Here is a 23993-nt window from a genome sequence, read left to right as displayed (position 1 = left end):
CACCGGTCTCTACGCTTCATCTTGCTCGCTGTCACGGGGTGTGTCGTCGTATCGGTGACCCGGGGTTCCAAAGCCGATACGTCCGAGCGCCACGTCGTGACGCCCCCGAACCGCCGACGTGAAGGAGAACCACGATGACCAACCAGTCATCGGTCAACCGGCAGCACATGCAGCAGGCCGCCGGCAACGTCCAGGACACCCACGGCCAGATCGGCCAGATCAAGAACCAGCTCAACACCCACCACGCCGAACTCCAAAGCGCCTGGAAGGGCGAGTCCTCCGCCGCCTTCACCCAGGTCTACAACCTCTTCGAGACCGAGTTCGCCAAGGTCCTCAAAGACCTGAACCTCATCCACGAAAAGCTCGTGGACACCCGCGCCAAGTTCCAGACCGCCGAACAGAACAAGACCGCCCGCGTCAACACCCTCAAAGGCCTGGTCAACGGCTGACCACCACTCCCCACACCCCCACACCTGGAGGACCGGCGATGAGCACCGACTACACCTACGTCAACTTCGGCGGCATGCAAAACGCCCAGGCCAACTTCACCAGCGCCCTCAAGAGCTACCAGGCCACCCTGGACACCCTCGACAGCCAGGTCCGCGCCCACCTGGCCGAATGGGACGGCGACGCCCGCCACGCCTACGAACAGAAATCCCGCGAATGGAAACTGGCCGCCCAGCGCATGGCCACCGCCGTCTCCAGCATGAGCAAGGTCATCGGCGAATCCCACGACATCCACCTCGGCGCCGAACGCCAGAACACCGCCATGTGGAGCAGCTGACCCCCAAGGACCGCCCATGCCTCCCCAAGACCCCTCGAACGACCTGAACCAGCTCCTGTTCCCGAACGGCTCCCCACCCCCCGCCACTCCCCCGAGCGCCGCCCCCCGGCAGCCCGCCCCCCAACCGGCGGCCGCCGGCCGACCGTCCCGAGGCGCCGGCAAGTACGAGGTCCGCCGCCGGGAACTCCTCAAGGTCGCCGACGAGATGCGCAACGACGTCAAGGCCCTGGAACAGGCCGTCCAAGCCCTCAAGATCCAGGTACACGAGGTAGGCGGCTGGGACGTCGCCCAGCAACTGGCCTCCAAAGTCAACACAGCCCACACCAACATGCTCACCGGCCTCGAGCAGTTCGTGCAGGGTTGCTACGCGGAAGCCGGCCGGATAGAGGCGGCGGCCAAGACTTACGGCAAGGCAGAGGATGGGGCGAAGACCGCGGCCAACAGCGCGGCGCCAAAGAACGTCACCCCCTGGTAGACGAGACACCCCACCAGACGATTTCTGATCGGCGAGGAGGTAACCGGCATTGACACTGCACCCGTACGAGCGCGGTATCCGCACCGGATCCCTCGGTCACGGTGACCCGGCCCAGTACGACTACCTGACCATCAAGACCTTCTTCGCGAACGTCAAGCCGACGGACCTCGAAGCGCTCCAGCAGGCCTACACCAAGCTGCAAGGCGCGCTGCAGGATCTCGAACAGCGCCTCGGGCAGCACACCAAGCGGCTGAACCAGATCTGGGACGGAGACGCTCAGCAGGTCGGCACGAGCGAGATCAAACAGCTCACCGAGAACGCCGCCACGATCGCCAAAGCGAGCAGCCAGTTCGGAACGGCCATGTCCAGTGGCGTCGCGGCACTTCGAAACCCGCCTCAGATCCCGGCCCCGACCGGACCGGCGGCACTCGTGCCGGGCATAGTCGGTGAAGCCGCGGCGTCGCCCGCCGACACCAAGGCCGCTCAACAGGCCCTGGCCAAGACGAACACTTCCCTCGCCTCCGCCTTTGACCAGATCCCCGCCACACTCATCCTCGACTCGCCGAAGCCCGTCTGGGATGCTCCCCGCAGCGGAGGCGGCGCCGGATCGGAAGCGCCCGGTGGGGCGTCGGGAGCCGGTGGGCAGAGCACGGGCGCAGGTGTCTCTGCGCTCAGTGGTCCGCTAGTCGGCAATGGAGGCGGTCAGGCTGCACCATCGCTACAGACGGCTCCCGCTCACAGTTCGGATCCACGAACGGCCGAGCGGCCTTCCGGCGAGCCGGGGACGGCCCTCCCGGCGCCACCACATGCCGGTAGTCCCACGGACCTGGCTGGGTCGGGCCCTGGCTCGGGTCAGCCCCCAGGCGGAGCACCCAATCCCCCAGGGACGGCCGCACCGATCCACGATGGCCGGACCGTTCCTGGCCACGGGCAGATTCCTCCCGCGATCGGCGGTGGCGGCACCTCATGGCCGCCAACAGGCGAGAGCATTCCGCCGCGCTCGGTTCCAGGGCCCCAGGGAGGAGGCAGAAGGCCTCGCCTCCCACAGTTCACGGATCCCCCGGGACCACAAGAAGGAAATCCAGGTCCAGGGAGTCCGAGGGGCCTATCGCCCCGCGGGGTGATAGGTGGTACCGGCTTCAAGGGGCTGGGAGGCGTCGGGTCGGAGCCACTCGAACCATACGGACCTGTCGGTGGACCACGGCAGGTATCGACAGACGGCGTACTTCGAAGTGGAGGCCTGCGCCCGAACAACATGGGCAGCGCCATGTCCATGACAGAGGCACGTCAGGGAGCCGGCGGCACCGGCTTGCCCATGAGCGGGACGATCGGAGGCGGCGGCAGGAACGGAGAGCGGACCAGAGACGTCCACCTGGTCGAGGACGATTCCCTTTGGAAGGACGAAACAGAGGTCTCGCCGAGAGTGCTCGGCAGCACTGATCAGGCCGAGAGAAGCTCAGAACATGGCAGTTGATCTCCTTGAGCGAACGACTCCACGCGCAAGGAAAATCGCAGCCCTGGTCACGGTTCTGACCGTCCTCTCGCTCAACGGTCCCCCCGCTCAGGCGGCACCGGCACCGCGTGAAGAGGAGTGGTGGTTCGACGCCTGGCAGGTATCCGGGAGAGTGTGGCCGCTCACCGAAGGCGAGGGCGTCACCCTAGGCCTGATCGACACAGGCGTGAACGCACGACTCCCGGAGCTGAACGGCGCGGTGTTGCCCGGCAGCGGAGGCGACAGCTCGCCGAACGGCGACGGGCGCACGGACACTGATACGAAATCCGGTGGGCACGGGACCGGAATGGCCGCTCTGATCGCGGGTCGGGGCTCAGGCAGCGGAATGGCCGGCATCGCACCGAAGAGCCGCATACTTCCCGTCGTCTCGTCCACCTTTGGATTTGCGAAGGACATCCGCTATGCCGTGGATCATGGAGCCAAAGTAATCAACATGTCGGAGGTGATCCCGGCCGCCAGATGCCCGGACGGCATACGATCCGCAGTCGGTTACGCCATCGACCATGATGTGGTCTTGGTAGCAGGCGCAGGCAATGACCCCCTGTACGACTCCGAATACACTCCTGCCAACTGTCCGGGTGTACTGACCGTGGGGGCAGTCAGTGCGAAACTCGTACCATGGGCGAAATCAACGCCCGGGTCTAACGTCGCCTTGGCCGCTCCTGGCGTCTCCGTGGGGTCGATAGGCAGGACAGGCGCGTTCATTTCAGGACTGAACGGAACAAGCCAAGCAGCGGCACTCACCTCGGGAGTGGTGGCCTTGATGAGGTCGCGATTCCCGCACATGTCCGGGCGCGAGATTGTGCAGCGCATGCTGGCCACAGCGCGAGACGTAGGCCCCAAGGGCTGGGACAAGAAGACCGGCTACGGCGCCCTGATCCCCTACAAGGCCCTGACCGCCGACGTCCCAGAGACGGCTCCAAATCCTGTCTATACCTCTTTCGAAAAGCGAGGCGCGGAGCAGAAAACGGAGCGCCGACCGGTCAGGACTGCACGCCAAACAGCAACAGAAGAAAGAGACGACCATTCTAGGGTCTATATTATTCTTGGCACGATGTTTGCTTTGACGGCCGCCGTGGCGGTTGCCGTGACCGTCCTTTACCGTCGACGCGGCGGTCGGAAATCTTTTTGACGATCTACATGCCGATGAGGTGACGCCGCGGTGATGGCCAATGACTAAGAACAGATTACGAGATGAACTCAACATCAGCATCTCGAATGCGCCTCGCACGGCCGAGGACATTGAGGACCGCAGGAGGGCCGCCGCTCGTCGCCAAGGCAGGGGAAGCGGCATCGGCTCCACCGGAAGAACACTCGACAACGGCGAGTCGGAGATCGAAGAGAGCATTCCTACGCAAGCATCGACGGCCCGCGGCGACAAAGATTTGAACGCCGAAGAAAAGGTATCACTTTCCCCGTCGACACCTTCCACTGCCGGTGATTCCATACAGAGCGCAGAGAACATTCGCAGCTTCCAGGAGAAGCGACATGAGATCCTGGCCCTCGTCATTGACGAGGCGTCGTTGCGGCAGTACACTGCCAAAAGTCCAGAAAAAGGTATTTGTGTTACCGTCGACGGGAACGGTCGACTACTTGACATGAGCGTTTCACCTGACATGTTGAAGACGCAGCAATCCAAAGTGATTTCGTCACTCATAATGACAGTGATCGCCCAGGCTCGCGCTGGTGCAACCAGCGATTGGCTGACACATCTTCAGGATGCCCAAAAGTTGGTCGATGAAGATGTCCAATAGCGACGAAATCGCAGACAGCGTGCGCGCGCTGGGAAATCTGGTCGATTCTCTCCAGGCCGAAACCAAAAAGGTTGCGGCGAACGCCCGACAGAATATCGATCGAAGCATTGAGATCGAGATCAGGGGTGGTCTGGGGACCGTCGAAGTGAACGGACTGGGACAACTTCGGCAAATCCACTTAGATCCCCGGCGTATCAGGAGGTGCAGTGCGGAGGAGTTCGGGAGGGAACTGGTGAGAGCTGTCAACGCTGCAGCCGAGGCGGCTAGAAGTTCTCTCCGCCTTCCCGCTCACGGCGCTTCCGCCGGCAACTCGTCACTCTCAACTAGAAAGCATCAAGCTCGTGGCCGATAGGTACAGCGTCCAGCGCGAGTCTCTCCGCGAGGCCGCGAAGTATCTCGTTTCAGCCAATACAAACTGGCTTGCCATCACCAACACCCTGGCGAATGCCAAACTCAGCTCCGATGATCTCGGGATTATCGGCAAGAAGACGAACGTTGTCTCGAAGTACAACGCCGGTGTCGATCACGTATGGCAAAAGATAGATCAGGGGGTGGCGAACCTTGATCTCATGGCATATGCCCTGGATCTCGTGGCCGCGAACTATGGTCACGCCGAGCACAAGAGCCTCGACCTCCTCCGGGACATACTCAAATGACGACACTCGAAGAGCCGGCGCCTTTTCCTCACGATGACGCCGCCACCGTGAGGAAGGCCGCGGAGATAACCAACCATCACCAGGCACTTGACGCCCTGGACATGGTGCGCGACATGATAGGGCACCCCAACAACATTCAGCGTGCAGTAACGGAGTGGGAGAACGCCATCCGCTCCATGAGCGACTCATTTGAGGGTGTCTCGCGAGCACACAGTCAATTACAGACCAGATGGACAGGCGGCGCCGCGAACGGCTTCAACCCCTACGCGTTGGACGCCAAAACAACGATAACCAACAATGTCACGTCCCTGCAAGGGGTCCTCGATGCCACCACCCAGATGTATTCCGCCGTCATAGATGCATACAAAAACGGCATAACGTTCATCTCAAAATGCGCCCAGAGCCTTCTGGATTTCGGTGGCGGACTCCTCGGCGACTGGAAGGCGGTCCTGGCGGTGGCGGCGGCAGGAGCAACCGATGGCGCTTCTCTCGCTCTCGTCATCAAGCATTTCACCTCTCTGCTCTCCGAGTTCGCGGACAACGTCACCAATTTGATAAATGCCGCCATCGACGCCAATAAAAGCTACAGTGTCGCCTTGAACGCCGCCCTGAAGAATATCAACGGTATTCGGGCTCTCCCCCGGCCTACGGAGGGGATGCTCGACTTGCACGCTTGGACGCCCACATGAAACCACTCCTATGTGCGATCGGCTTCGGGCTGCTGGTCACGGCCGGCTGTACATCGGCATCGTCCGACTCCCATGAGCGGAGCTACCCGGATGCCGTCGATTCCTGCAAACTGATCGGCTCTTCATCACTTCAGAGGTATGTAGGCAACAATGCAACCGCCGAACCGTCGCGGCCACCCGGGTCTCGGCCAGGCGACAAGCAGTCGGTATGTTCTTGGAACAGTTCGCCGACGGGTCCTTCGTTGAGATTGGCAGAGGTGTTCCACTCCCCGAAGAACGGCGGCGCGACTACTGCCGCCAAGAGTTTCAAGCTCGGCCGCTCGGCCTGCCGTGGGGTGGCATGCCGAGAATTGCATGAACTCGGAAGCGAAGCATTTATTAGAGGCGAGGACATCGACTCGCCCGCCCCGTCGGCCGCCAACGGCTCGATTGATGTCTATGTCAGGGACGCGAACCTGGAATTCACGCTTTCCTATCTGCCTGGAGCAGATGAGTCCAGCCCTACAATCGGGCCGAACGTGACAACGAATGCCGCCCAGCTGGCGAAGGAAACACTGAACAACTTGCAGGGAATGCGAACCCACTGAGATCGTTCCGCGATGTGCGCTCGATGGGCTCGTCGCACTTTCCTCTCCCGCAGTGAGGGCACATCGGTGCTCGCTGAGGCGACTGCCATGTTGTTTCGTGGCGTTGTCGACTGGGTTGAACGCTGGGCGGGATAGGGATTGGGGGCACTTTAGATGGGTTCGGCGGCGCAATTTACGGCGCTTTTGATCATTTCTTCTGATCTGCAATGGTAGGAGACATGAGTAACGAGCCGAACCTCGCCTGCGGGTTGGTGATGCTATTTTGTGGAGCTATATCATTTGCTGTCAGTGCACGAAGAGCGGGCGACGTGAAACGCAAATGGCGATCCGTAGGCGTCATGAACAGCTCAACAGGATCGTGGCTGGCAATTTCTGGAATATCCGACAATAATATACTTGTGCCAGCGGCTTTTGTGCTGCTATTCACTATATCGATGGTTGCACTCATTCGGCTCTGTCTGCTGTTTTTAAAGAACGACACGCTCCGTTGATCGCATCCGGCTGGTCCTTCAAGTTCTAGGGGCGAGAGAGGGGGCTCGCCGACGGTGTCCTCGTCGACGAGCACGCCGAGTAGTAGCGCAGGGCAAGCCTGCTGGGTGGGCGGTCCGTTGGGTGTGTGTGGTGGCGCTGGGCGGGCATTCGGAGGGGCATGGAGATGCCGCGGACTCTGGTTCTCAGTGGGCACTTTCCGCCGGAGTCGGGCGGTGTCCAGACGTTCACGTGGGAGCTGGTGCGGCGGCTGCCCGCGGAGCGGGTGCTGGTGGTCGCGCCCGCGTGGCCGGGAGCTGCGGAGTTCGACGCCGGGTTGGACTTCCCGGTGGTGCGGAGGCGCGGGTACCTGCTGTTCCGGGGGTTGCGGCGGCTGGTGGCGCGGCATGGTGCGGAGACGGCGTGGATCACGGCGGTGGCGCCGTTCGGGCTGTACGCGCCGCTGGTGCGGGCGGCGGGGGTGCGGCGGCTGGTCGGGTCGACGCACGGGCAGGAGCTCGGGTGGTTCCGGGCGCCGCCGACACGGGCGGCGCTCAGGGCGGTGGTGCGATCGTTCGACGTGGTCACGCATTTGAGCGCGGGGACGCTGCCGGCGCTGGAGGCGGCCGTGGGCGACCGGACGCGGCTGGTGCAGCTGGCCGGGGCCGTGGACACCGACCGGTTCCGGCCAGGGCTGGACGGGGCGCGGATCCGCCGGCGGCACGGGCTGGGCGAGGGTCCGGTGGTGCTGAGCGTGGCGCGGCTGGTGCGGCGGAAGGGGCATGACGTGCTGCTGCGCGCGTGGCCGGACGTGGTGCGCAGGCATCCGGACGCGCGGCTCGTCATCGTCGGGGACGGCCCGATGCGGCGAAGGCTCGCGGAGCTGGCGGCGCAGGCGCCGCCAGGGACGGTCACGCTGGCCGGCCCCGTCACGCCCGCCGACCTGCCGTACTACTATGCGGCGGCCGACGTCTTCACGCTGCCGTGCCGGGACGATCGGCGCGGGCTGCAGACCGAGGGGCTCGGGCTGTCGGTGCTGGAGGCGTCCGCGGCGGGGCTGCCGGTGGTGGTCGGCCGGTCCGGCGGCAGCCCGGAGGCCCTCGTGGACGGGCGGACGGGCCTGCTCGTCGACGCCGGCGAACCCGACGAGCCGGCGCTCGCGCTGCACCGGCTGCTGGCGGATCCCGGGCAGGCCGCGCGGATGGGTGCGGAGGGGCGGGCGTGGGCCCGGGAGCGGTGGAGCTGGGACGCCGCCGCGGACCGGCTGGCGGCGCTGCTCCGCGGTGCTCCCGTCCGCGATCCCAGTGACAGCCCCCGGCGCCGCACACCGTGGATGGAACCTGTATGGCACTCAAGGAGCAGCTGACCCGCCCGGATTTCCGGCGGCTCATCATCGGGCAGACGGTGTCGGCGCTCGGCGACTGGATGGGCACGCTCGCGCTGATGTACTTCGTGCTGGAGCTGAGCGGCTCCACCACGGCGGTCGGCGGGGTGCTGGTGCTGCGGCTGCTGCCGTCCGCGCTGGGCGCCCCGGTGGCGGCGCGGGTGGTGACCCGGTGGCGGCGGCGGAGCGTGATGCTGACGTCCGACCTGGTCAGGGTCGGGATGGCGCTGGCGCTGCCGATCGTGCCGTGGCTGTGGTGGGTGTACGTCTGGGCGTTCATGATCGAGGTGGTCGGGCTGATGTTCCTGCCCGCCCGGGACGCGGCGATCCCGTTCCTGATCGGCGACGACCGGGAGGAGGGCAAGGACGACCACGACACCGGGACTCTGGAGCTGGCCAACGGGATCACGATGGCCACCTCGTACGGGATGATCCCGCTGGGCGCGGGGGCGTTCGGGCTGATCCTGTGGCTGTCGAACCAGGCCGGATGGGAGGGCCACTGGCGGTACGTGGTGGTGTTCTGGCTGGACGCGCTGACGTATTTCGGGTCCTGGCTGGCGGTGCGGGCGATCCCCGATCTCGGTCCGGGGCCGGGCGAGAAGCTGGCGATGGAGCGCGACGAGCAGGAGGCCGGGGAGAAGCACGGGTTCATCAACGCGTTGAAGCTGCGGGTGGTGCGGGGCGTGCTGCCGGGGATCGCGGTGGTGGCGCTGGGCCTCGGCGCGCTGTTCTCGCTGGGCGTGGTGTTCGTGAAGAGCGTGATCAACGCGGGGCAGATCGGGTTCGGCGCGCTGGTGGTGTGCTTCGGGGTGGGCGCGATCGTGGGGCTGCTCGTCCTGCACCGCAAGACCGGGAGCCTGCTGACGCAGGTGCGGATCGCGACGGCCGTCCAGGGGGTGGTGATCGCCTCGATGGGCGGGCTGGCGTCCAAGCCGTGGTCGTTCGTCGGCGCGGTGCTGTTCGGTGCGGCGGCGACGAGCGCGCTGGTCGGCGGGATCACCTACCTGCAGGAGAGCCTCGGCGGGGTGGACCGCAACCTGGCGCTCACCGCGTTCCACTCGGTGCTGCGGTTCGGGCTGGCGCTGGCGGCGCTGCTGGCGGGCGGCGCCGCCGACCTCCTGAAGGAGGCCGGCGGAGCGCCGCTCGGCATGGCCCCGGCCCAGTTCGTGCTGATGATGTCGGGTCTGGTGGTGCTGGCCGGCACCTGCCTGATCCGGTCGCCCCGCGGCGACCGGCCGGAGCCCGCGCCTACCTGACCGGGACGGCCTCGGCCGGCGCCGCGTCCGCGGGCTGTTCGGCCTCGCCGCGCGTGTTGGCGGCGCGCAGCGCGACGATCGCCGCGGCGGCGATGAAGATGCTGCCGGTCAGCAGGGCCCGGGAGAACCCGGAGGTGAGCGACTCCTTCGCGGGCCGGTGCTCGGCGAGCAGGTCGTCGGCGCGGGCGGTGGACACGGCCGACAGGATCGCCAGGCCGAGCGCGCCGCCGAGTTGCTGCGAGGCGTTGAGCAGCGCCGCCGCGATGCCCGCCCGGTCCGGCGGGACGTTGGCGTTGGCGGCGGCGGTGATGGACACGAACGCCAGGCCGAGCCCGAACGAGGTGACCATCAGGCCGGGCAGCAGGTCGGTGAGGTACTCGCCGTCCACCGGGATGCGCGAGAGCCAGAAGATGCCCGCCGCCGCCAGCAGCAGCCCGACGATCATCAGCGGCCGGGATCCGGTCCTGGGCAGCAGCTTGGAGGTGATCCCGGCGGCCATCCCGACGCCGAAGCAGAGCGGCAGGTACGCCGAGCCGGTCTGCATCGGCGAGTATCCGAGGACGTTCTCCATGTACAGGCTGAGGAAGTAGAACATCGACAGGAAGCCCGCGAGGGCGACGAGTTGGGTGACGTCCGCGGCGGCGAGCCCGCGGATCCGCAGCAGCGACAGCGGCATCAGCGCGTGGCGGCTGCGCTGCTCGTTGACCAGGAACGCCAGCAGGATCACCGCGGCGCCGATCAGGCCGCCGACGGTGCGGGCCGCGCCCCAGCCGACGTCCGGCGCCTTGACGATCGTGTAGACGAGCAGCAGCATCCCGCCGGTGACGAGGATCGCGCCGAGGACGTCGAAGTTCGCCAGCTTCGCGCTCCGCCGGTCGCCCTCGACCAGCAGGAACAGCCCGGCGATCACGATGACGCAGACCGGCACGTTCACCAGCATCACCCAGCGCCAGCCGGGCCCGTCGGTGAGCAGCCCGCCGAGCAGGACCCCGGCGGCGGACGCGCCGCCGGCGACGCCGCCCCACACGCCGAGCGCCTTGCCGCGGTCGCCGCCCTCCTTGAACGTCGTGGTGAGGATCGACAGGGTTCCGGGCAGCATCAGCGAGGCGCCGATGCCCTGCGCGAACCGGGCGCCGACCAGCATCCCGGAGCTCTGCGCGAGGCCGCCGGCGACCGACGAGAGCGAGAACAGGACGGTGCCCGCGACGACGACGCGGCGGCGGCCGAGCAGGTCGGCGAGCCGCCCGCCGAGCAGCATGAACCCGCCGTAGGTGAGCAGGTAGCCGGACGGCACCCACTGCAGGTCCTGGACGGAGAAGTCCAGGTCCGCGCGCATCGCGGGCAGCGCCACGTTGACGATCGAGGCGTCGATGAAGTCCAGGAACGCGATGGCGCACAGCAGCGTCAGGGTGATCTTGCCGCGGCCGGTCGCGAGGAAGGACGCGGGAGCGTCCGTGGTTGCCATGATCGGTATCTCCAGAGCTCAGGCGCTCGCCGGCGTCTGCCAGCGGGGCGCGCGTTCGTAGCGGGGCCGCCAGACGGCGCGGTACAGCAGCCGGACGGGCGGCGGGACGATGCCGAGGACCTTGCGGCGCGTGGCGTCCTCCGCGCCGTCCAGCAGCCAGGGGAAGAAGGACGCGGCGCCGCTCAGGCCGAGCTTGCTGCGCTGCTCGTTGCCGAAGGCGTTCCACTCCTTCTCGGTCAGCAGCTTCTGGACGAGCGGCAGCGCCAGCTCCTCCTCGTTCTCGCAGTGCTCGGTGAGGCCCCGCGCCAGTTCCCCGGCGCGGTCGGCGAGCACGGGCGCGGGCCCGCCGATCGCGGTCTCGACGGCTTCGAGCAGCCGGTCGAGGGCGTGGTGCTCGGCCTCCATCTGGTCGAGGACGGCGGTGTCGGCGACCCGTTCGCGCAGGACGGGCCACAGGTGCGTGTCCTCGGCGGTGTGGTGGACGGTGAGGAACGTGGTGAACCGGTCCCAGCCGGCGCGCAGCGCGGGACCGGAGACGTCCCCGGCCTCGGCCATGGCGATCAGCCGGTCGAGGTCGCGCTGGAAGGCGTCGTGGACGGCGTACATGAAGGAGACGTCGATCCGGTCCGCCGCGCCGGTGGGCGGGTTGGTGCCGGGCTCGGTGGTGCGGTTCATGGAGGACCCCCTTGTGTCGTGCCGGGATTGCCCCGTTTTCGCGACCAAAGAGGGGCGGCGGGGCGGCGAGTGTGACACCGCGCCGCCGGGATGAGGCGCACATCACATCCGGCGCCGGGATGTCACACTTCGGGTGGTCGCGGCCCTCATAGGGGGGAGCGCACAGGAGGTCGACCCATGCCCGAAGGCACCGCCGAGGACACCGCGACGCGGGTGTTCGCCGATCACCGGGAGCTGCTGTTCTCGGTCGTCTACAACATGCTCGGCAGCGTCGCCGACACCGAGGACGTGCTGCAGGACGCGTGGCTGGCGTGGGCGGCCCGGCACGGCGCGGGCGGGGCGGAGGAGATCGAGAACCCGCGCGCGTACCTGGTGCGGATCGCGGTGAACACCGCGCTCGCCCGGCAGGCGGTGATCAGCCGCCGGCGCGAGACGTACGTGGGGCCGTGGCTGCCCGAACCGCTGGTCAGCGACGCGGGGGCGGACGAGTCGGCGGAGCGCACCGAGGCGGTGTCGATGGCGCTGCTGGTCGTCCTGGAGACGCTGACGCCGCTGGAGCGGGCCGTGTTCGTGCTGCACGAGGTGTTCGGGTACGCGCACACCGAGATCGCGGCGATCCTGGACCGCAGCCCGTCGGCGGTCCGGCAGCTGGCGCACCGGGCCCGCGAGCACGTGCACGCGCGCCGTCCCCGCTACCAGGCCGATCCGAAGGTGCAGCGGCAGGTCACCGAGCGGTTCCTGCGGGCGGCGCTGGGCGGCGACATCCAGGACCTGATGGAGCTGCTGGCGCCGGACGTGACGCTGTGGACCGACGGCGGCGGCAAGGCGCGGCCGTCGGCGCTGCGCCCGATCCACGGCGCCGACCGGGTCGCCCGCACGATCACCGGCGGCGTTGGGAGGGAGCGGTGGCCGCTGGACGTCCGGTACCGCACCGTCAACGGCGACCCGTCCGCGGTGCTGTTCGACAGCGGCGACGCGCCGTTCGGCGTCATGGTCCTGGACCTGGCCCCGGACGGCGACCGGATCCGCGGCATCTACGCGGTGACCAACCCGGACAAGCTCACCCGCATCGACGGCCCGCACCAGGAGCAGCCCCGCTGACAGGACGCCCGTGCCGGGCCGCCGTCGCGGGGGCCGAGCGACGGCGGCCCGGCGCGGGCCGGTAGCGGGGTCAGCGGGCCGGGCAGGCCGGGAACAGGCGGCGGGTGCCGGCGCCGGCGGCGTAGGCGGCCGGGTCGCTGAACCGGCAGCCGTAGTCGGGACGGGCGACCGCGGACGGCTGCGTCGTGACGTCTCCGGCGGGGCGCCGGCCGGTGTCGACCCAGCGGACCAGGTCGTCCCAGGCGGTCCCGGCCTCGACGTCGGAGAACTCGCAGTGCTGGACGGTCCGGATGGCCCGCTGCACGAGCAGTCCGGACCGGTGATGCCAGGCGGCCTCGCCGGCGTAGATCTCCTCCATGGAGAACGGCACGAACATGTCGCCGAGCCCGTGCAGCGACAGGACGGGGACGTTCGGGCGCCCGTCGATCAGCGGGACCTGCGACAGCCGGTGCGAGAGCCGGGCGGCGGGGTTCGCCACGGGCACCCGCTGGACGGTGCCGTTGACGTCGACCGGGGTGTTCGGCGTGTAGCGGGTGAACCGGTTGGTGGCGAGTTGCCCCGGGTCCTCCGCGAGTGTGGCGCCGGGCGCGGGCGGGGTCGCGAGGGTGAAGGGGAAGTCCTTCCAGAACGCGAACGCCTGCTCGGCGCCGGGCCGCGCGCCGCCCGTCCGGTCGATCAGGATCGACCGGAACTGCTTGCCGCGCGCGTTGGTGGTGTCGGGGCCGCCCGGGGTCAGCCCGGTGAGGCCGAGCGCCTGCTCGATCTTCGGCACGGTCGTGGTCTGGTAGCCGGCGGTCACGGGGTATTCGCGGATGCCGGACAGGTCCTGCGCGACGACGTTGTAGTCGAGGAAGTAGTCGAAGAGGGCGTCGTCGCCGAGGACGCCGCACATCGGCAGCGCGCCCGCGTAGTAGCCGGGGTACTGCTCGATCGAGCGGCCGACGACGTGCCCGCCCATGGAGGCGCCGACGATGATCCGCTGCCGGGGCCGTCCGACCCTGGCGGCGAACAGGTCGGCGAGGTCGCGGGTGCCGACCACGCCCGCCCGCACGTCGTAGCCGTTGTCGTAGTAGGACGAGGCGGCCCACGCGTAGCCCTGGTCGAGCATCCGCTGGCGCAGCCCGAAGGGCGGCGGGCCGACCGCCAGCACCTTGCCCTGTCCGGCGTAGCCGTGCGCGTACATCGCCAGCCGGCCGTTCCAGCGCGGCGGCACCTCGATGTCGTAGGCGGCGTGCCGGTACACGCCCTGCATGACGCGGGACGGGGCGCCGTGCACCTGGACGGGCGCGAGCGGCGGGTTCTGGATGGTGTAGCCGGGCAGCGGCTGGTCACCGGGCGTCGTGTCGGCGCGGGTCGTACCGGCGGGCAGCAGTGTGGCGAGCGCGGTCGCGGTGAGGGCGGCGAGGGCACGGATGCGCATGGGACTCCCACGGTCGAACGTGCCGGTAGTACATACCGGCCGGTCGGTTTGTGGAATGGCCATGACCGCATCCGGCCGGGCCCGCCCCCGGCGCGAGCCCGGCGCGAGCCGCCGCGGGGCCCGATTCGGGCAGGCCAGCCTGGGTAGGGGGTCCATCGTGATCTTCGCGGCCCGGAGCCGCCGGGCGCGGATCGACCGGTCCTTATGAGCCTTCTCGGGATGATCTTCGCCGTGGCGGCGGCCGCGTTCACCGGACTCGGTTTCGTCGCCCAGCAGCATGCCGCCTACCGCGAGCCGCTGGAGGAGATGCTGCACCCGCGGCTGCTGCTGCACCTGCTGCGCAGCCGGCTCTGGCTGGCCGGCATCGGCACGATGATCATCGGGCAGGTGCTGTTCGCGGTGGCGCTGAACACCTCCGACATCGCCGAGGTCGAGCCGCTGCTGGCGAGCAACCTGATCTTCGCGCTGGTCGCCGCGCACCTGATCTACCGGGAGCGGCTCGGCCGCGCGGAGTGGCAGGGCGCGGTGCTGTTCACCGCGGGCGTCGCGCTGTTCCTGACGATCGGCGAGCCGCACGGCGGCACGGAGCCGAGCACGCTGTCGCCGCGCTGGATCGCGGGCGCGGTCGTGCTCGGCCTGGTCGGGCTGCTCACGATCGCCGGCCAGCACCGCGACCTGCGGGTCCGCGCGATCACGCTGGCCAGCGCCGCCGGGCTGCTGTACGGGCTGCAGGACGGGCTGACCCGCAGCGTGCTGCTGCTGTTCGACCACGGGATGAAGCGCGCCCTCACGGACTGGCAGCCCTACAGCCTGGTGCTGATCGGCGCGCTGGCGCTGCTGTTCTCGCAGAGCGCGTTCGACGCGGCGCCGCTGCGGATCTCGCTGCCCGCGACCACGGCGGCCGAGCCGCTGACCGGCATCGCGCTCAGCATCGTGATCTTCGGCGAGCGGCTGCGGCTGTCGATCGGCAGCCTGGCGCTGGAGGCGATCGGGCTGGCGGCGATGGTCGCCGGGATCGTCGTGCTCGGCAGATCGCCCTACCTGGGTAAACCGGGTGAACGAGAGGACGCGCGCACGAACGGGGTGGAGTGCTGAACGGGGTGGGTGCCGACGGGGTGGGGCGCTGATGCTCCCGGTGCTGTTCGCGGTCCTGGCCGCCGCCGCCAACGCGCTGGCCTCGGTGCTGCAGCGGCAGGTCGCCAAGGGTGCGCCCGACGAGCACGCCTTCCGCCCGTCGCTGATCGCCGACCTGCTGCGCAAGCCGGAGTGGCTCGGCGGGATCGCCGCGCTGATCGCCGCGTTCCTGCTCCAGGCCGCCGCGCTGGACCAGGCGGGGCTGGCGCTGGTCCAGCCGCTGCTGGCGGCCGAACTGCCGTTCACCATGCTGCTGCTCGGCTGGCTGGTGCCCGGCGCGTTCGGCAAGGTGCCGTGGGCGGCGGTCGGCGCGCTCACCGCCGGGCTGGCGGCGCTGCTGAGCGCCGCCAGCCCGTCGGAGGGCCCCGGCATGCCCGGCCCGCTCGGGTGGACGATCGCCAGCACCGTGACGGTGGGCCTCGGCGCCGGGCTGATCGTCGCGGCCTGGGTCGTCAGCGGGCCGCTGCGCGCCGTCCTGCTGGGCGTGACGACGTCGCTGGGGTTCGCGCTGACCGCCGCGTACATGAAGACGGCCACGCAGATCATCACCGACCGCGGGCTCGGCGCCGCCTTCGCGTCCTGGGAGCTCTACGCGATGGTCGCGACGGGCGTCGCCAGCCTGGTGCTGCTGCAGATGGCGCTGGCCAGCGGCACCCTGGTGGTGGTGCAGCCCGCGCTGACGGTGACCGACCCGGTGGCGAGCATCTGCCTCGGCGTCGGGCTGTTCGACGAGCACATCCGCGGCGGCGGGTGGATCGCGCTGGAGCTGGTGGGGGTCGTGCTGATCCTGGTCGGCAGCATCGGGATCGCCCGCTCCCCCGTGCTGCACGAGCAGCACACCGTCAGCCGATCGCCGCACACACGACGCGCTCGGCGGGTTCGGCGCTGAACAGCGCGTCCACGCGGGCGGCGCGGGTGCGGCGCTGCGCGTCGTCCGTCAGCCGGTCGAGCGCCCGGACGAGGTCGGCGGGCGAGTGCGCGTAGACGCTGAGGCCGCCGCGCGCCATGGCCCGCGCGCCGTCGCGCCCGTGCCCCGGGATCGGGCGGTAGGACACGACCGGCAGCCCGCACGCGAACGCCTCCCGGCAGGTCAGCCCGGCGGCGTTGTCGACGAGCGCGTACGCGCCGGCCATCAGCTGCGCCACGTCGTCGCGCCAGCCGAGGGCCGGGGCGAGGCCGTCGGCGAGGATCCGCCGGCGCAGCCGCGCGTTCCGGCCGCACATCACCACCGGCAGGTACCGGCCGGACGCCGCCAGCACGCCCGCCGCCTCCACCACCCGGCCGACGCCCCACGCGCCCGCCGAGACCAGCACGATCCGCTCGTCCTGCCCTGCCCCGACCACCCGGCGCAGCCGCGCGCCGTCGTCCGGGCCGTGGGGGCGGCGGAACTCCGGCGGGACCAGCGGCGCGCATCCGGTGGCGGGACGGCCCGTCGCGGCCGTCACGATCCGCGCGGCCTCCTCGTCCGGGCACAGGTAGCGGTCGTTGCCGGGGTGCAGCCACATCCGGTGGACGGCGAAGTCGGTGACCAGCACCAGCGACGGCGCGTCCAACCCGCCGGACCGGCGCAGCCGCCCCGCGGCCTGCGCGGCGACGTGGAAGGTCGACACGACCGCGTCCGGCGGCAGTTCCCGGACGCGGCGCTCCAGCCGCGCCGCGATCAGCGCGGTCAGCGGCGAGGGCGGCGGCGGGTGGGGCGGACCCGGCCGCCGGGAGACGAAGAACGCCCGGTAGACCGCCGCGTACAACCAGGGCGCGGATCGCATCGTCTCCGCGTAGGCGCGGCGCAGCGCGTGCCCGAGCCGCAGCGGCACGAGGTCCAGTACGTCGAGCACGCAGACCTCTACCCCGTACGGCGCCACCCGCCGCTCCAGCTCGCCGGCGACCGCGTCATGCCCCGCCCCCATGCCCGCCGTGAGAATTAAGAGTCGCTTGCCCATGAGATGGGACCCCCCTGTGCAAAATGGTCATGTGCACACACGTTTCCGGGCGCGCCGCGTGCCCGCCGTCGCGCTCGGCGGCGCCGCCGCCGGGCTGGGCGTCGCGCTGGCGCACGCGCTTCCCGCGGCGACCTGGCTCGCCCCGGTCCGCCGCCGGACGCCCCGGATCGCCGGCCGCGGCTTCACCGACCACGTCGCGCTGACGCTGGACGACGGCCCGGACGCCGCGTCCACGCCGCTGTTCCTCGACGAGCTGGACCGGCTCGGCTGCCGCGCGACGTTCTTCCTGCTCGGCTCGATGCTGAGCCGGCACCCGGACGTCGGCCGGCGCATCGCCGCGGACGGCCACGAGATCGCGGTGCACGGCTGGAACCACGACAACGCGCTGGTCGCCCGGCCGGGACGGGTGTCGTCCGAGATCGCCCGGACGGTCCGCCTCGTCGAGGACGTGTGCGGCGTGCGGCCCCGCTGGTACCGGCCCCCGTACGGCGCGCTGAGCGCGGAGGGGCTGCTGGTGGCCCGCCGCAACGGGCTGCGGCCGATCCTGTGGACGGCGTGGGGACGGGACTGGACGGCGTCCGCCACGCCCGAGTCGGTGCTGTCGGCGCTGTCGCCCGGCATCGAGGGCGGCGCGACGTTGCTGCTGCACGACAGCGACGTCACGTCCGCGCCCGGCGCGTGGAAGTCGACGCTGGGCGCGCTGCCCGCCGTCGTGGCGGCGTGCCGGGAGGCCGGTCTCGCCGTGGGACCGCTCCGCGATCACGGCGTCCGCCGCTGACGACGTCTGTAGGTCCGTCCCCCGCGTCCCGCGCCCCCGCCCGGACGGGCGCCTGCCCCGCTGTCACACGGACACTTCTGCCCCCTGCGCGCCGCAGGTATGTGGACGCGTCACTCCCCGTCACCGGTTGCCCGTTTTGTGCGTTTCACCTCGTCAATCGCGGTTACAAGGGGGTGAGGAGATTCTCCTATCGGGGAGGAGATGTCATGAGGGATCGAAGAAGGTCCGAAGGAAGGGCTTCGCCGGTTCCCGGCGAGGGCACGCCGATGGCGGGCACCGGGCACGACGTGCCCGCGCATGACACGCCCGCGCACGACATGCCAGCGGGGCGGGGCGCTCCGGCCGCGTCCGCGGCGCCGAGGAGCGGCGCCGGCGAACCGGAGATGCACGCCCTCTGGGAGGACCGTACGCGGATCTCCCTGCAGCCGATCGCGGCACCGTCGATCCTGGGCCTGTTCGGGTTCGCCGGCGCCACGATGATGGTGGGCGCCTGGCAGGCGAACTGGTACGGGTCGGCGCTCACGCCGCTCGTGCTGTTCCCGTTCGTCATCATGTTCGGCGGCCTGGCCCAGTTCCTGGCCGGGATGTGGTCCTACCGCGCCCGCGACGGCCTCGCCACCGCGATGCACGGCATGTGGGGCGCGTTCTGGCTCGGCTGGGGCCTGCTGTTCATGCTCGTCGCCATCGGGGTCTACCCGCTGGCGCTGACCCCGCGGATCGGGGCGGTGAGCCAGGGCTTCGCCTTCTGGTTCATCCCGCTGTGCGTGATCACGGGGCTGGGGGCGCTGTCCGCGATGGGCAGGAACCTGGCGATGTCGGCGGTCCTGTGGCCGCTGGCCGCGGGGGCGGCCTTCACCGCCGCGGGATTCTGGGCGGGCTCGACCTGGCCGCTGCGCATCGGCGGCTGGCTGTTCGTGATCTCCGCGGGGATCGCCGTCTACACGGCGGCCGCGATGATGATGGAGAACACCTACGGCCGGACGATCCTGCCGCTGTTCGCGTTCCGGAAGAACCAGAACATCCCGGGACGCCGCGCCAGCAGGCCGCTCGAGTACCGCTACGGCGAGCCGGGAGTCAAGATCGGTCAGTGATGCCCGGCACTCCGTGCCGCGCCCCGTCCCCGTCCCACTGGGGCCGGGGCACGGACATGGGGCCAGGTTTTACCTAGTTCGTGCAAGTTTTACCCTTTTGCTCCCTCTATTCTGGGCGTCAATCCATCGGCGCTTGGAGGGAGCGGGATGCGATCGGCGTTTCGGAGAACATGGCGGCGGGCCGTCCAGGCCTACCACCTGGCCTGCGCGCGGGACGACGCGGCCAAGCGGAAGATCGTCATTCCGAGCGGGGTGTGGGTCTGCGACCACTGCGAACAGGCCCTGCTCGAACTCGCCGCCCTCCGCGAGCACATCCGCACCGAGCACGCCTACATCTGACGCCCTCAGACGGTGATGACGACCTTCCCGCGCGAGCGGCCGCCTTCCTGGTAGGCGATGGCCGCCGGAATGTCCTCGAATGAGTAGGCGCGGTCGATGACCGGCGCGATCTTGCCGTCGTCGATGAAGCCCGTCAGCGTTGTCAGGCCCTGCTTGTGCTCGGTCCATCCGTACACGTCGGCCGGGACGATCCGCTGGGACACGAAGGGCGACAGCGCCACCGACGCGAAGACATGACCGGCGGGCTGGACCCACCGGCCCGTCGGCCCACCCACGACGACGCAGGTTCCCTTGGGGGTCAGCGCCCGCCGGCACTCCCGCGCCGGACGGTTCCCCGCGACGTCCAGCAGCAGGTCGTAGCGCCGTCCCTGCCGGGTGAAGTCCTGTGCGGTGTAGTCGATGACCTCGTCCGCCCCGATCGAGCGGACGAGGTCGGCGTTCCGCGTGCTGCAGACACCGGTGACCTCGGCGCCGAGCGCCTTGGCGATCTGCACGGCGAAGGTCCCCACGCCACCGGAGGCCCCGTTGACAAGGACGCGCTGGCCGGGCTTCAATCGTCCTTGATCGCGCAGTCCATACAGCGCGGTGAGGGCCGCGAGCGGCACCGCCGCCGCCTCTTCGTACGACAGGTTCGCGGGCATGGGCGCCAGCCGGTCTTCCCGGACGCACACGTACTCGGCGAAGCCGCCCTGGTCGACCAGCGCGAACACCGCGTCACCCGGGCCGAACCCGGTCACGTTCCGGCCGACGGCCTCCACCTCGCCCGCGACGTCGGCGCCGAGGATCGCGATCTTCGGCCTCCGCAGGCCGAGGGTGCCCGGCATCAGGCGGGCGACGTACGGCTCGCCCCTCATGTGGTGCCAGTCGTAGGGCTGGACGGAGGTGGCGCGGACGCGGACCAGCACCTCGCCGTCCGCGGGCTCGGGCCTGTCGACATCGTCGAGTTCGAGAACATCGGGTGCACCGTACGAGCGCACGACGAACGCCTTCATGCAGCCCCCTTCGGGCCGGCGCGCACGAGGGGTTTCGTACGCTGTAAGTCGTACGTCGTAAGATAATTCTTACGACGTACGAAGGGCAAGAAGGCGGCCGGGAACGGTCAGGAGGTCGCGCGCAGCCGGTCGAGGCCGTCGAGGATCACGTCGAGCCCGAACTCGAACTCGAACTGGTCGTCGCACCAGCCCAGCGTCGAATCGGGGTCGTCGTGCACGACCTCCATCAGCATGCCGGCGAGATGCGGCAGCTCGGCGGCCATGCCCTCCAGCGCGGCCGCGGCGTCGTCGTCCGCTCCGTCGCCGGGATCGAACAACTCCTGGGTGAAGCCGAGGGCCCGGCTCCCCAGAGCGTGCAGCGCGTGGTGGCACAGGTCGTTCGAGAAACCGCCATCGCGCATGAGCCCGATCAGGCCGTCGTGATACCGCAGCACCGCGAGGCTCGTCGTGGTGCGGGTCTCGAACACGCCGGGCGCCCAAGGGTGGCGGAGCAGGACCTCACGGGCCGCCAGGATCCGCCGCCGCACGGCGGACTTCCACGCGTCCCCCTGGGACGGCATGTCGATCCGGTCGACGACGTCGTTGATCTCCTGGACGACGGCGTCGGCGATGCCGTCCAGGACCTCTTCCTTGTTGGCCACGTGGTAGTAGAGCGACATCGCCTCGGACCCGACCTCTTCGGCGAGCCGGCGCATCGTCAGCGCCCGGACACCGCCCTCGTCGGCGATCCTGACCGCGGCCCGCAGCACCCGCTCCCGGCTCAGCGGGACCCTCGGCTCGTTGCCTGCCTTGCTCCGGGCGACCACCTGCTGCCACACCCCTTCCCCGCCCAGATCGTACAGAGCGAGGCGAACGGCCGCGGGCGTCAGCGCCCGAGCGACCTGCTCATGAAGACGCTGTTGGGGTCGGGACGGTAGTCCGCGAACGGCTCGCAATACTCGAAGCCGAACTTCTCGTAGAGCCTCCGGGCCGGAAGGAAGAAGTCGTCCGACCCGGTCTCCAGACTGATCCGCTTGAAGCCCATCCGCTCGGCCTCGCCGATGATGTGCCCGAGCAGCCTCGAAGCGACGCCGCTGCGCTTGCGCGCCGTCGACGTGCGCATCGACTTCAACTCGGCGTGCTCCGCGTCCAATCGCTTGATCGCCCCGCACCCCACGACGACCCCACCGTCCGTCACCGACCAGAACGTGACATCGGGCCCGCGCAACCCGTCCAGGTCGAGAGCGTGCTTGCTCTCCAGCGGCGTGATGGACCGCATCTCCCGAACATGCTCGTCCAAGAACGCCGCGATCTCCGGCCCGGACAGGTCGTCAACGACGATTCTCATCCCCCACCCTCATCACGTATCAGCACACCAGTCCGCCACCCTAACCAGCGGCCCCGCGGGAAGATCAGTCAGGACCAGCGCCGCCGCCGACGTACCGAGTGAGGCGAGCGAGCCCTGGCCCCTGTCCGCTTGAGGCCATCCCGCCAGCCACCTTGACCGCTTTCGCAACACTTCGACACGATTCTTGTCGATTCATGACGTCAGATGATCCGAGGGGACGGCCGATGACGCAGCCGGGCGGAAGCGGCGTCTCCGCGGTGGACAGCGGAGCGCTTGCCGCCGCCGGCAAGAGCGCCCCGGACGTCGAAGCCCCCATCAGGGCGGGAGCCAGGGCGTTCGGGCCGCCGACCGATCAAGCCGCCGCCGCGCTCGGCCACGGCTGGGCGACCGCCGCCGCGATGACGCAACTCGCGACGCAGTGGCATCGGGCCGTCAGCCGACTGGCGGACGAGATCGACTACCTGGGCTCGGCCGTGGAGAAATCCGCCCGCAACCACACCTGGGCCGAGCAGGAGACCACGCGGAGGATCCAGCAGATCCGCACCGGGAAGCGATAGTGGTCTCGTTCAGCGACCTCCGGGACGCCCGGCCTGGAGAACTCGACACGGCCTGGCGATCTTGGCGGGTGCTCGTCGAACGGCTCGAGCAGGCCGAGGACGCCTACCGCACCCGGCTTCTGGGCGGCGTCCGGAACTCGAGATGGCAGGGCCGCGACGCCGAGGCCGCCATGCGCAACCTCGTCCCGGTCCAGGAACGGATCAGGGTCTCGGCGACCGAGGCGTCCGCGGTCGCGAGCGTGCTCGACACGGCCGGACACCGTTTCCGAATCGCACAGCTCAAGCTCAACACGGCGATCTCCGAGGCGGAGGCCGCCTACCTCAAGGTCGGCGAAGACGGCTCGCTGTCCTTCCCCGACGCCCTTCCGCCACGCTTCTCCACCTGGGACGAGTACAAGCTCGCGGCGTACCGGATCCACGGCAAGCTGAAGATAGCCCTGGACGACGCCACCAAGGCCGACAACGAGATCGCCGCCGCGCTGCGCAGCCTCGACGCGGGCATCCTCGACCGCCGCAACCCGCTGGCCGAACTCCGCAAGGACGCGGGCCTGGCGACACGGCTCGCCGGCTTCAAACCGGACGACATCCCACCCCAGGGTAAGAAGACGCCCGCCGAGATCGCGCATTGGTGGCGGAGCCTTCCCGAAGAGCAACGCCACCTGCTGATGAACGCCTATCCCAGCAAGATCGGCTGGTTGAACGGCATTCCGTCTGAGGACCGCGACGAGGCGAACCGCACCGACCTGCAGAGCCGCATCGCCGACATCGAGGCCAGGGGCGGCCCCCGAACCGACGACGAACGCCGTCTGGTGAAACTCCAGGGGGTGCTCGATCTCTACGAGAAGGGCGGGATCGACAGGAAACGGACCGTGGCTCCGCGCGATGTCTATCTTCTGGGGCTGCGCAACGACAAGGACGGGCAGGCCATCGTCGCCTTCGGCAACCCCGACACCGCTCCCCACACGTCCGTCTACGTCCCGGGAACCGGGGAGGACCTGAACAAGGTCGATGGGATACTGCGGAGGAATGAGCGCATCTGGTCAGAGAGCCAGAAGTATGCGCACGGCCAGGTCGCCTCCATCATGTGGCTGGGCTACGACGCGCCCGATGGGCTCCACAACGCGGCCAACGCGAGTTACGCCGAACAGGGCGCACCGGCCCTCGACGGTTTCGTCGACGGCGTGCGCCAGACGCAGGGCGACGCCGGCCAGCCCGGTCACGTGACCGTGATCGGGCATAGCTACGGGACACGGCTCATCGGCGAGGCGGCTACCCATGGCAATGGACTGAACGTGGACGACATGGTCGCGGTGGGCAGCCCTGGGATGGGCGTCGACAACGTGAAGCAACTGCACATCGACCAGCGACACTTCTGGTCGGAGTCGGCGCCCGGCGACCTGACCGGCTATGCCGGGCCGATCCTCGGCGGCAGGGGAGGATTCGTCCCCGGAGACGAGGAGTTCGGCGGCAACGCGATGACGACTGACACGGAAGGGCACAGCGGCTACTGGGATATCAGGAAGGGAAGCCTGAGGAACCAGGCACTGGTCGTCGTAGGAGATTACGGACGCGTCGGCCTTGACTCCGGCAAGCCGCCGTCGTGAAACG

General features: G+C 69.3%; 28 protein-coding genes. 19 read left to right on the top strand and 9 right to left on the bottom strand.

The genetic code is table 11. The annotated features are described in order from the left end of the window. The first annotated feature begins 134 nt into the window (after positions 1-134). The 3 genes from QP089_RS25790 to QP089_RS25780 are packed head-to-tail and all read left to right on the top strand — an operon-like array spanning position 135 to position 1259. Complete coding sequence (locus tag QP089_RS25790) at positions 135-449, top strand: WXG100 family type VII secretion target (protein ID WP_285914668.1); 315 nt, start codon at positions 135-137, stop codon at positions 447-449. 38 nt (positions 450-487) lie between these two features. Beyond that, positions 488-784 carry a WXG100 family type VII secretion target gene (locus tag QP089_RS25785; RefSeq protein ID WP_285914666.1) on the top strand — a complete coding sequence of 99 codons (297 nt, stop codon included), beginning with the start codon at positions 488-490 and terminating at the stop codon, positions 782-784. A 16-nt stretch (positions 785-800) separates the two neighbouring features. Beyond that, positions 801-1259, top strand: coding sequence for a DUF2563 family protein (locus tag QP089_RS25780; RefSeq protein WP_285914665.1), 459 nt, complete (start codon positions 801-803; stop codon positions 1257-1259). On the opposite strand, the gene QP089_RS25775 is transcribed toward QP089_RS25780, so the two are convergent. Beyond that, positions 1246-1746 carry a hypothetical protein gene (locus QP089_RS25775; protein ID WP_285914663.1) on the bottom strand — a complete coding sequence of 167 codons (501 nt, stop codon included), beginning with the start codon at positions 1744-1746 and terminating at the stop codon, positions 1246-1248. The two genes, QP089_RS25780 and QP089_RS25775, sit on opposite strands and share 14 nt — an antisense overlap. A 976-nt stretch (positions 1747-2722) precedes the next feature. Here QP089_RS25775 and QP089_RS25770 point away from each other — a divergent pair. The 6 genes from QP089_RS25770 (at position 2723) to QP089_RS25750 (ending at position 6458) form a co-directional block, all read left to right on the top strand. Then, positions 2723-3904, top strand: coding sequence for a S8 family serine peptidase (locus QP089_RS25770; protein ID WP_285914661.1), 1182 nt, complete (start codon positions 2723-2725; stop codon positions 3902-3904). Positions 3905-3944: 40 nt separating this feature from the next. Beyond that, entirely contained in the window at positions 3945-4526 is a 582-nt protein-coding gene (locus QP089_RS25765) for a YbaB/EbfC family nucleoid-associated protein (RefSeq protein ID WP_285914660.1), read from the top strand. After that, positions 4492-4878, top strand: coding sequence for a YbaB/EbfC family nucleoid-associated protein (locus QP089_RS48865; protein WP_353070619.1), 387 nt, complete (start codon positions 4492-4494; stop codon positions 4876-4878). Before QP089_RS25765 ends, QP089_RS48865 begins: the two co-directional genes overlap by 35 nt. Beyond that, positions 4868-5182 carry a hypothetical protein gene (locus QP089_RS25760; RefSeq protein ID WP_285914659.1) on the top strand — a complete coding sequence of 105 codons (315 nt, stop codon included), beginning with the start codon at positions 4868-4870 and terminating at the stop codon, positions 5180-5182. The genes QP089_RS48865 and QP089_RS25760 overlap by 11 nt, the downstream gene beginning before the upstream one ends. After that, positions 5179-5871: a hypothetical protein gene (locus QP089_RS25755; RefSeq protein WP_285914658.1), complete on the top strand. Its 693-nt coding sequence runs from the start codon at positions 5179-5181 to the stop codon at positions 5869-5871. Before QP089_RS25760 ends, QP089_RS25755 begins: the two co-directional genes overlap by 4 nt. A gap of 257 nt (positions 5872-6128) precedes the next feature. Continuing rightward, entirely contained in the window at positions 6129-6458 is a 330-nt protein-coding gene (locus tag QP089_RS25750) for a hypothetical protein (RefSeq protein ID WP_285914657.1), read from the top strand. Positions 6459-6645: 187 nt separating this feature from the next. Here QP089_RS25750 and QP089_RS25745 read toward each other — a convergent pair whose 3' ends face one another. Beyond that, complete coding sequence (locus QP089_RS25745; RefSeq protein ID WP_285914656.1) at positions 6646-7023, bottom strand: hypothetical protein; 378 nt, start codon at positions 7021-7023, stop codon at positions 6646-6648. Positions 7024-7113: 90 nt separating this feature from the next. Here QP089_RS25745 and QP089_RS25740 point away from each other — a divergent pair, with 90 nt between their 5' ends. Together QP089_RS25740 and QP089_RS25735 are read left to right on the top strand one after the other, a co-directional pair. Continuing rightward, a complete protein-coding gene (locus tag QP089_RS25740; protein WP_285914655.1) occupies positions 7114-8292 on the top strand; it encodes a glycosyltransferase family 4 protein in 1179 nt (392 codons plus the stop codon). Beyond that, positions 8271-9566 (top strand): MFS transporter, encoded by a 1296-nt coding sequence (locus tag QP089_RS25735; protein ID WP_285914654.1) that lies wholly within the window; start codon positions 8271-8273, stop codon positions 9564-9566. Before QP089_RS25740 ends, QP089_RS25735 begins: the two co-directional genes overlap by 22 nt. On the opposite strand, the gene QP089_RS25730 is transcribed toward QP089_RS25735, so the two are convergent. Together QP089_RS25730 and QP089_RS25725 are read right to left on the bottom strand one after the other, a co-directional pair. Beyond that, positions 9559-11031: an MFS transporter gene (locus QP089_RS25730; protein ID WP_285914653.1), complete on the bottom strand. Its 1473-nt coding sequence runs from the start codon at positions 11029-11031 to the stop codon at positions 9559-9561. The genes QP089_RS25735 and QP089_RS25730 overlap by 8 nt on opposite strands. An 18-nt stretch (positions 11032-11049) precedes the next feature. Further along, positions 11050-11706, bottom strand: coding sequence for a hemerythrin domain-containing protein (locus QP089_RS25725; RefSeq protein ID WP_285914652.1), 657 nt, complete (start codon positions 11704-11706; stop codon positions 11050-11052). A 177-nt stretch (positions 11707-11883) separates the two neighbouring features. Here QP089_RS25725 and sigJ point away from each other — a divergent pair, with 177 nt between their 5' ends. Next, complete coding sequence (gene sigJ / locus QP089_RS25720; protein ID WP_285914651.1) at positions 11884-12807, top strand: RNA polymerase sigma factor SigJ; 924 nt, start codon at positions 11884-11886, stop codon at positions 12805-12807. Between the two features lie 70 nt (positions 12808-12877). Here sigJ and QP089_RS25715 read toward each other — a convergent pair whose 3' ends face one another. Further along, on the bottom strand, positions 12878-14227 hold the full coding sequence (locus QP089_RS25715; protein ID WP_285914649.1) for an alpha/beta hydrolase family protein: 1350 nt from the start codon (positions 14225-14227) through the stop codon (positions 12878-12880). Positions 14228-14446: 219 nt separating this feature from the next. On the opposite strand from QP089_RS25715, the gene QP089_RS25710 reads away from it, so the two are divergent. Together QP089_RS25710 and QP089_RS25705 are read left to right on the top strand one after the other, a co-directional pair. Further along, on the top strand, positions 14447-15322 hold the full coding sequence (locus QP089_RS25710) for a DMT family transporter (protein WP_285914648.1): 876 nt from the start codon (positions 14447-14449) through the stop codon (positions 15320-15322). A 31-nt stretch (positions 15323-15353) separates the two neighbouring features. Further along, on the top strand, positions 15354-16250 hold the full coding sequence (locus QP089_RS25705; RefSeq protein ID WP_285914647.1) for a DMT family transporter: 897 nt from the start codon (positions 15354-15356) through the stop codon (positions 16248-16250). On the opposite strand, the gene QP089_RS25700 is transcribed toward QP089_RS25705, so the two are convergent. Next, positions 16204-17268, bottom strand: a complete 1065-nt coding sequence (locus QP089_RS25700) for an MGDG synthase family glycosyltransferase (protein ID WP_285914646.1) — start codon at positions 17266-17268, stop codon at positions 16204-16206. The two genes, QP089_RS25705 and QP089_RS25700, sit on opposite strands and share 47 nt — an antisense overlap. A gap of 64 nt (positions 17269-17332) precedes the next feature. Here QP089_RS25700 and QP089_RS25695 point away from each other — a divergent pair, with 64 nt between their 5' ends. The 3 genes from QP089_RS25695 to QP089_RS25685 all read left to right on the top strand — a co-directional run bounded on the left by QP089_RS25695 (position 17333) and on the right by QP089_RS25685 (position 19509). Continuing rightward, complete coding sequence (locus tag QP089_RS25695) at positions 17333-18079, top strand: polysaccharide deacetylase family protein (RefSeq protein WP_285914645.1); 747 nt, start codon at positions 17333-17335, stop codon at positions 18077-18079. Positions 18080-18285: 206 nt separating this feature from the next. Beyond that, complete coding sequence (locus tag QP089_RS25690; protein WP_285914644.1) at positions 18286-19170, top strand: acetate uptake transporter family protein; 885 nt, start codon at positions 18286-18288, stop codon at positions 19168-19170. 147 nt (positions 19171-19317) lie between these two features. Beyond that, entirely contained in the window at positions 19318-19509 is a 192-nt protein-coding gene (locus QP089_RS25685) for a hypothetical protein (protein WP_285914642.1), read from the top strand. Between the two features lie 5 nt (positions 19510-19514). On the opposite strand, the gene QP089_RS25680 is transcribed toward QP089_RS25685, so the two are convergent. The 3 genes from QP089_RS25680 to QP089_RS25670 form a co-directional block, all read right to left on the bottom strand. Beyond that, on the bottom strand, positions 19515-20501 hold the full coding sequence (locus tag QP089_RS25680; protein WP_285914641.1) for an NAD(P)-dependent alcohol dehydrogenase: 987 nt from the start codon (positions 20499-20501) through the stop codon (positions 19515-19517). Between the two features lie 107 nt (positions 20502-20608). Beyond that, on the bottom strand, positions 20609-21319 hold the full coding sequence (locus QP089_RS25675) for a TetR/AcrR family transcriptional regulator C-terminal domain-containing protein (protein WP_285914639.1): 711 nt from the start codon (positions 21317-21319) through the stop codon (positions 20609-20611). A gap of 47 nt (positions 21320-21366) precedes the next feature. Continuing rightward, positions 21367-21828 carry a GNAT family N-acetyltransferase gene (locus QP089_RS25670; RefSeq protein WP_285914637.1) on the bottom strand — a complete coding sequence of 154 codons (462 nt, stop codon included), beginning with the start codon at positions 21826-21828 and terminating at the stop codon, positions 21367-21369. 224 nt (positions 21829-22052) lie between these two features. Here QP089_RS25670 and QP089_RS25665 point away from each other — a divergent pair, with 224 nt between their 5' ends. Both QP089_RS25665 and QP089_RS25660 read left to right on the top strand, forming a co-directional pair. Beyond that, on the top strand, positions 22053-22385 hold the full coding sequence (locus QP089_RS25665) for a hypothetical protein (RefSeq protein ID WP_285914635.1): 333 nt from the start codon (positions 22053-22055) through the stop codon (positions 22383-22385). Beyond that, the gene (locus tag QP089_RS25660) at positions 22385-23989 is read left to right on the top strand and encodes an alpha/beta hydrolase (protein ID WP_285914633.1); all 1605 of its coding nucleotides are present in this window, start codon (positions 22385-22387) and stop codon (positions 23987-23989) included. Before QP089_RS25665 ends, QP089_RS25660 begins: the two co-directional genes overlap by 1 nt. Positions 23990-23993: the final 4 nt, after the last annotated feature.

The organism is Actinomadura opuntiae, from assembly GCF_030283205.1.
GTDB lineage: Bacteria > Actinomycetota > Actinomycetes > Streptosporangiales > Streptosporangiaceae > Spirillospora.
The sequence above is the reverse complement of the archived record's forward strand: the minus strand, read 5'-3'. Positions and strand labels throughout refer to the sequence as shown.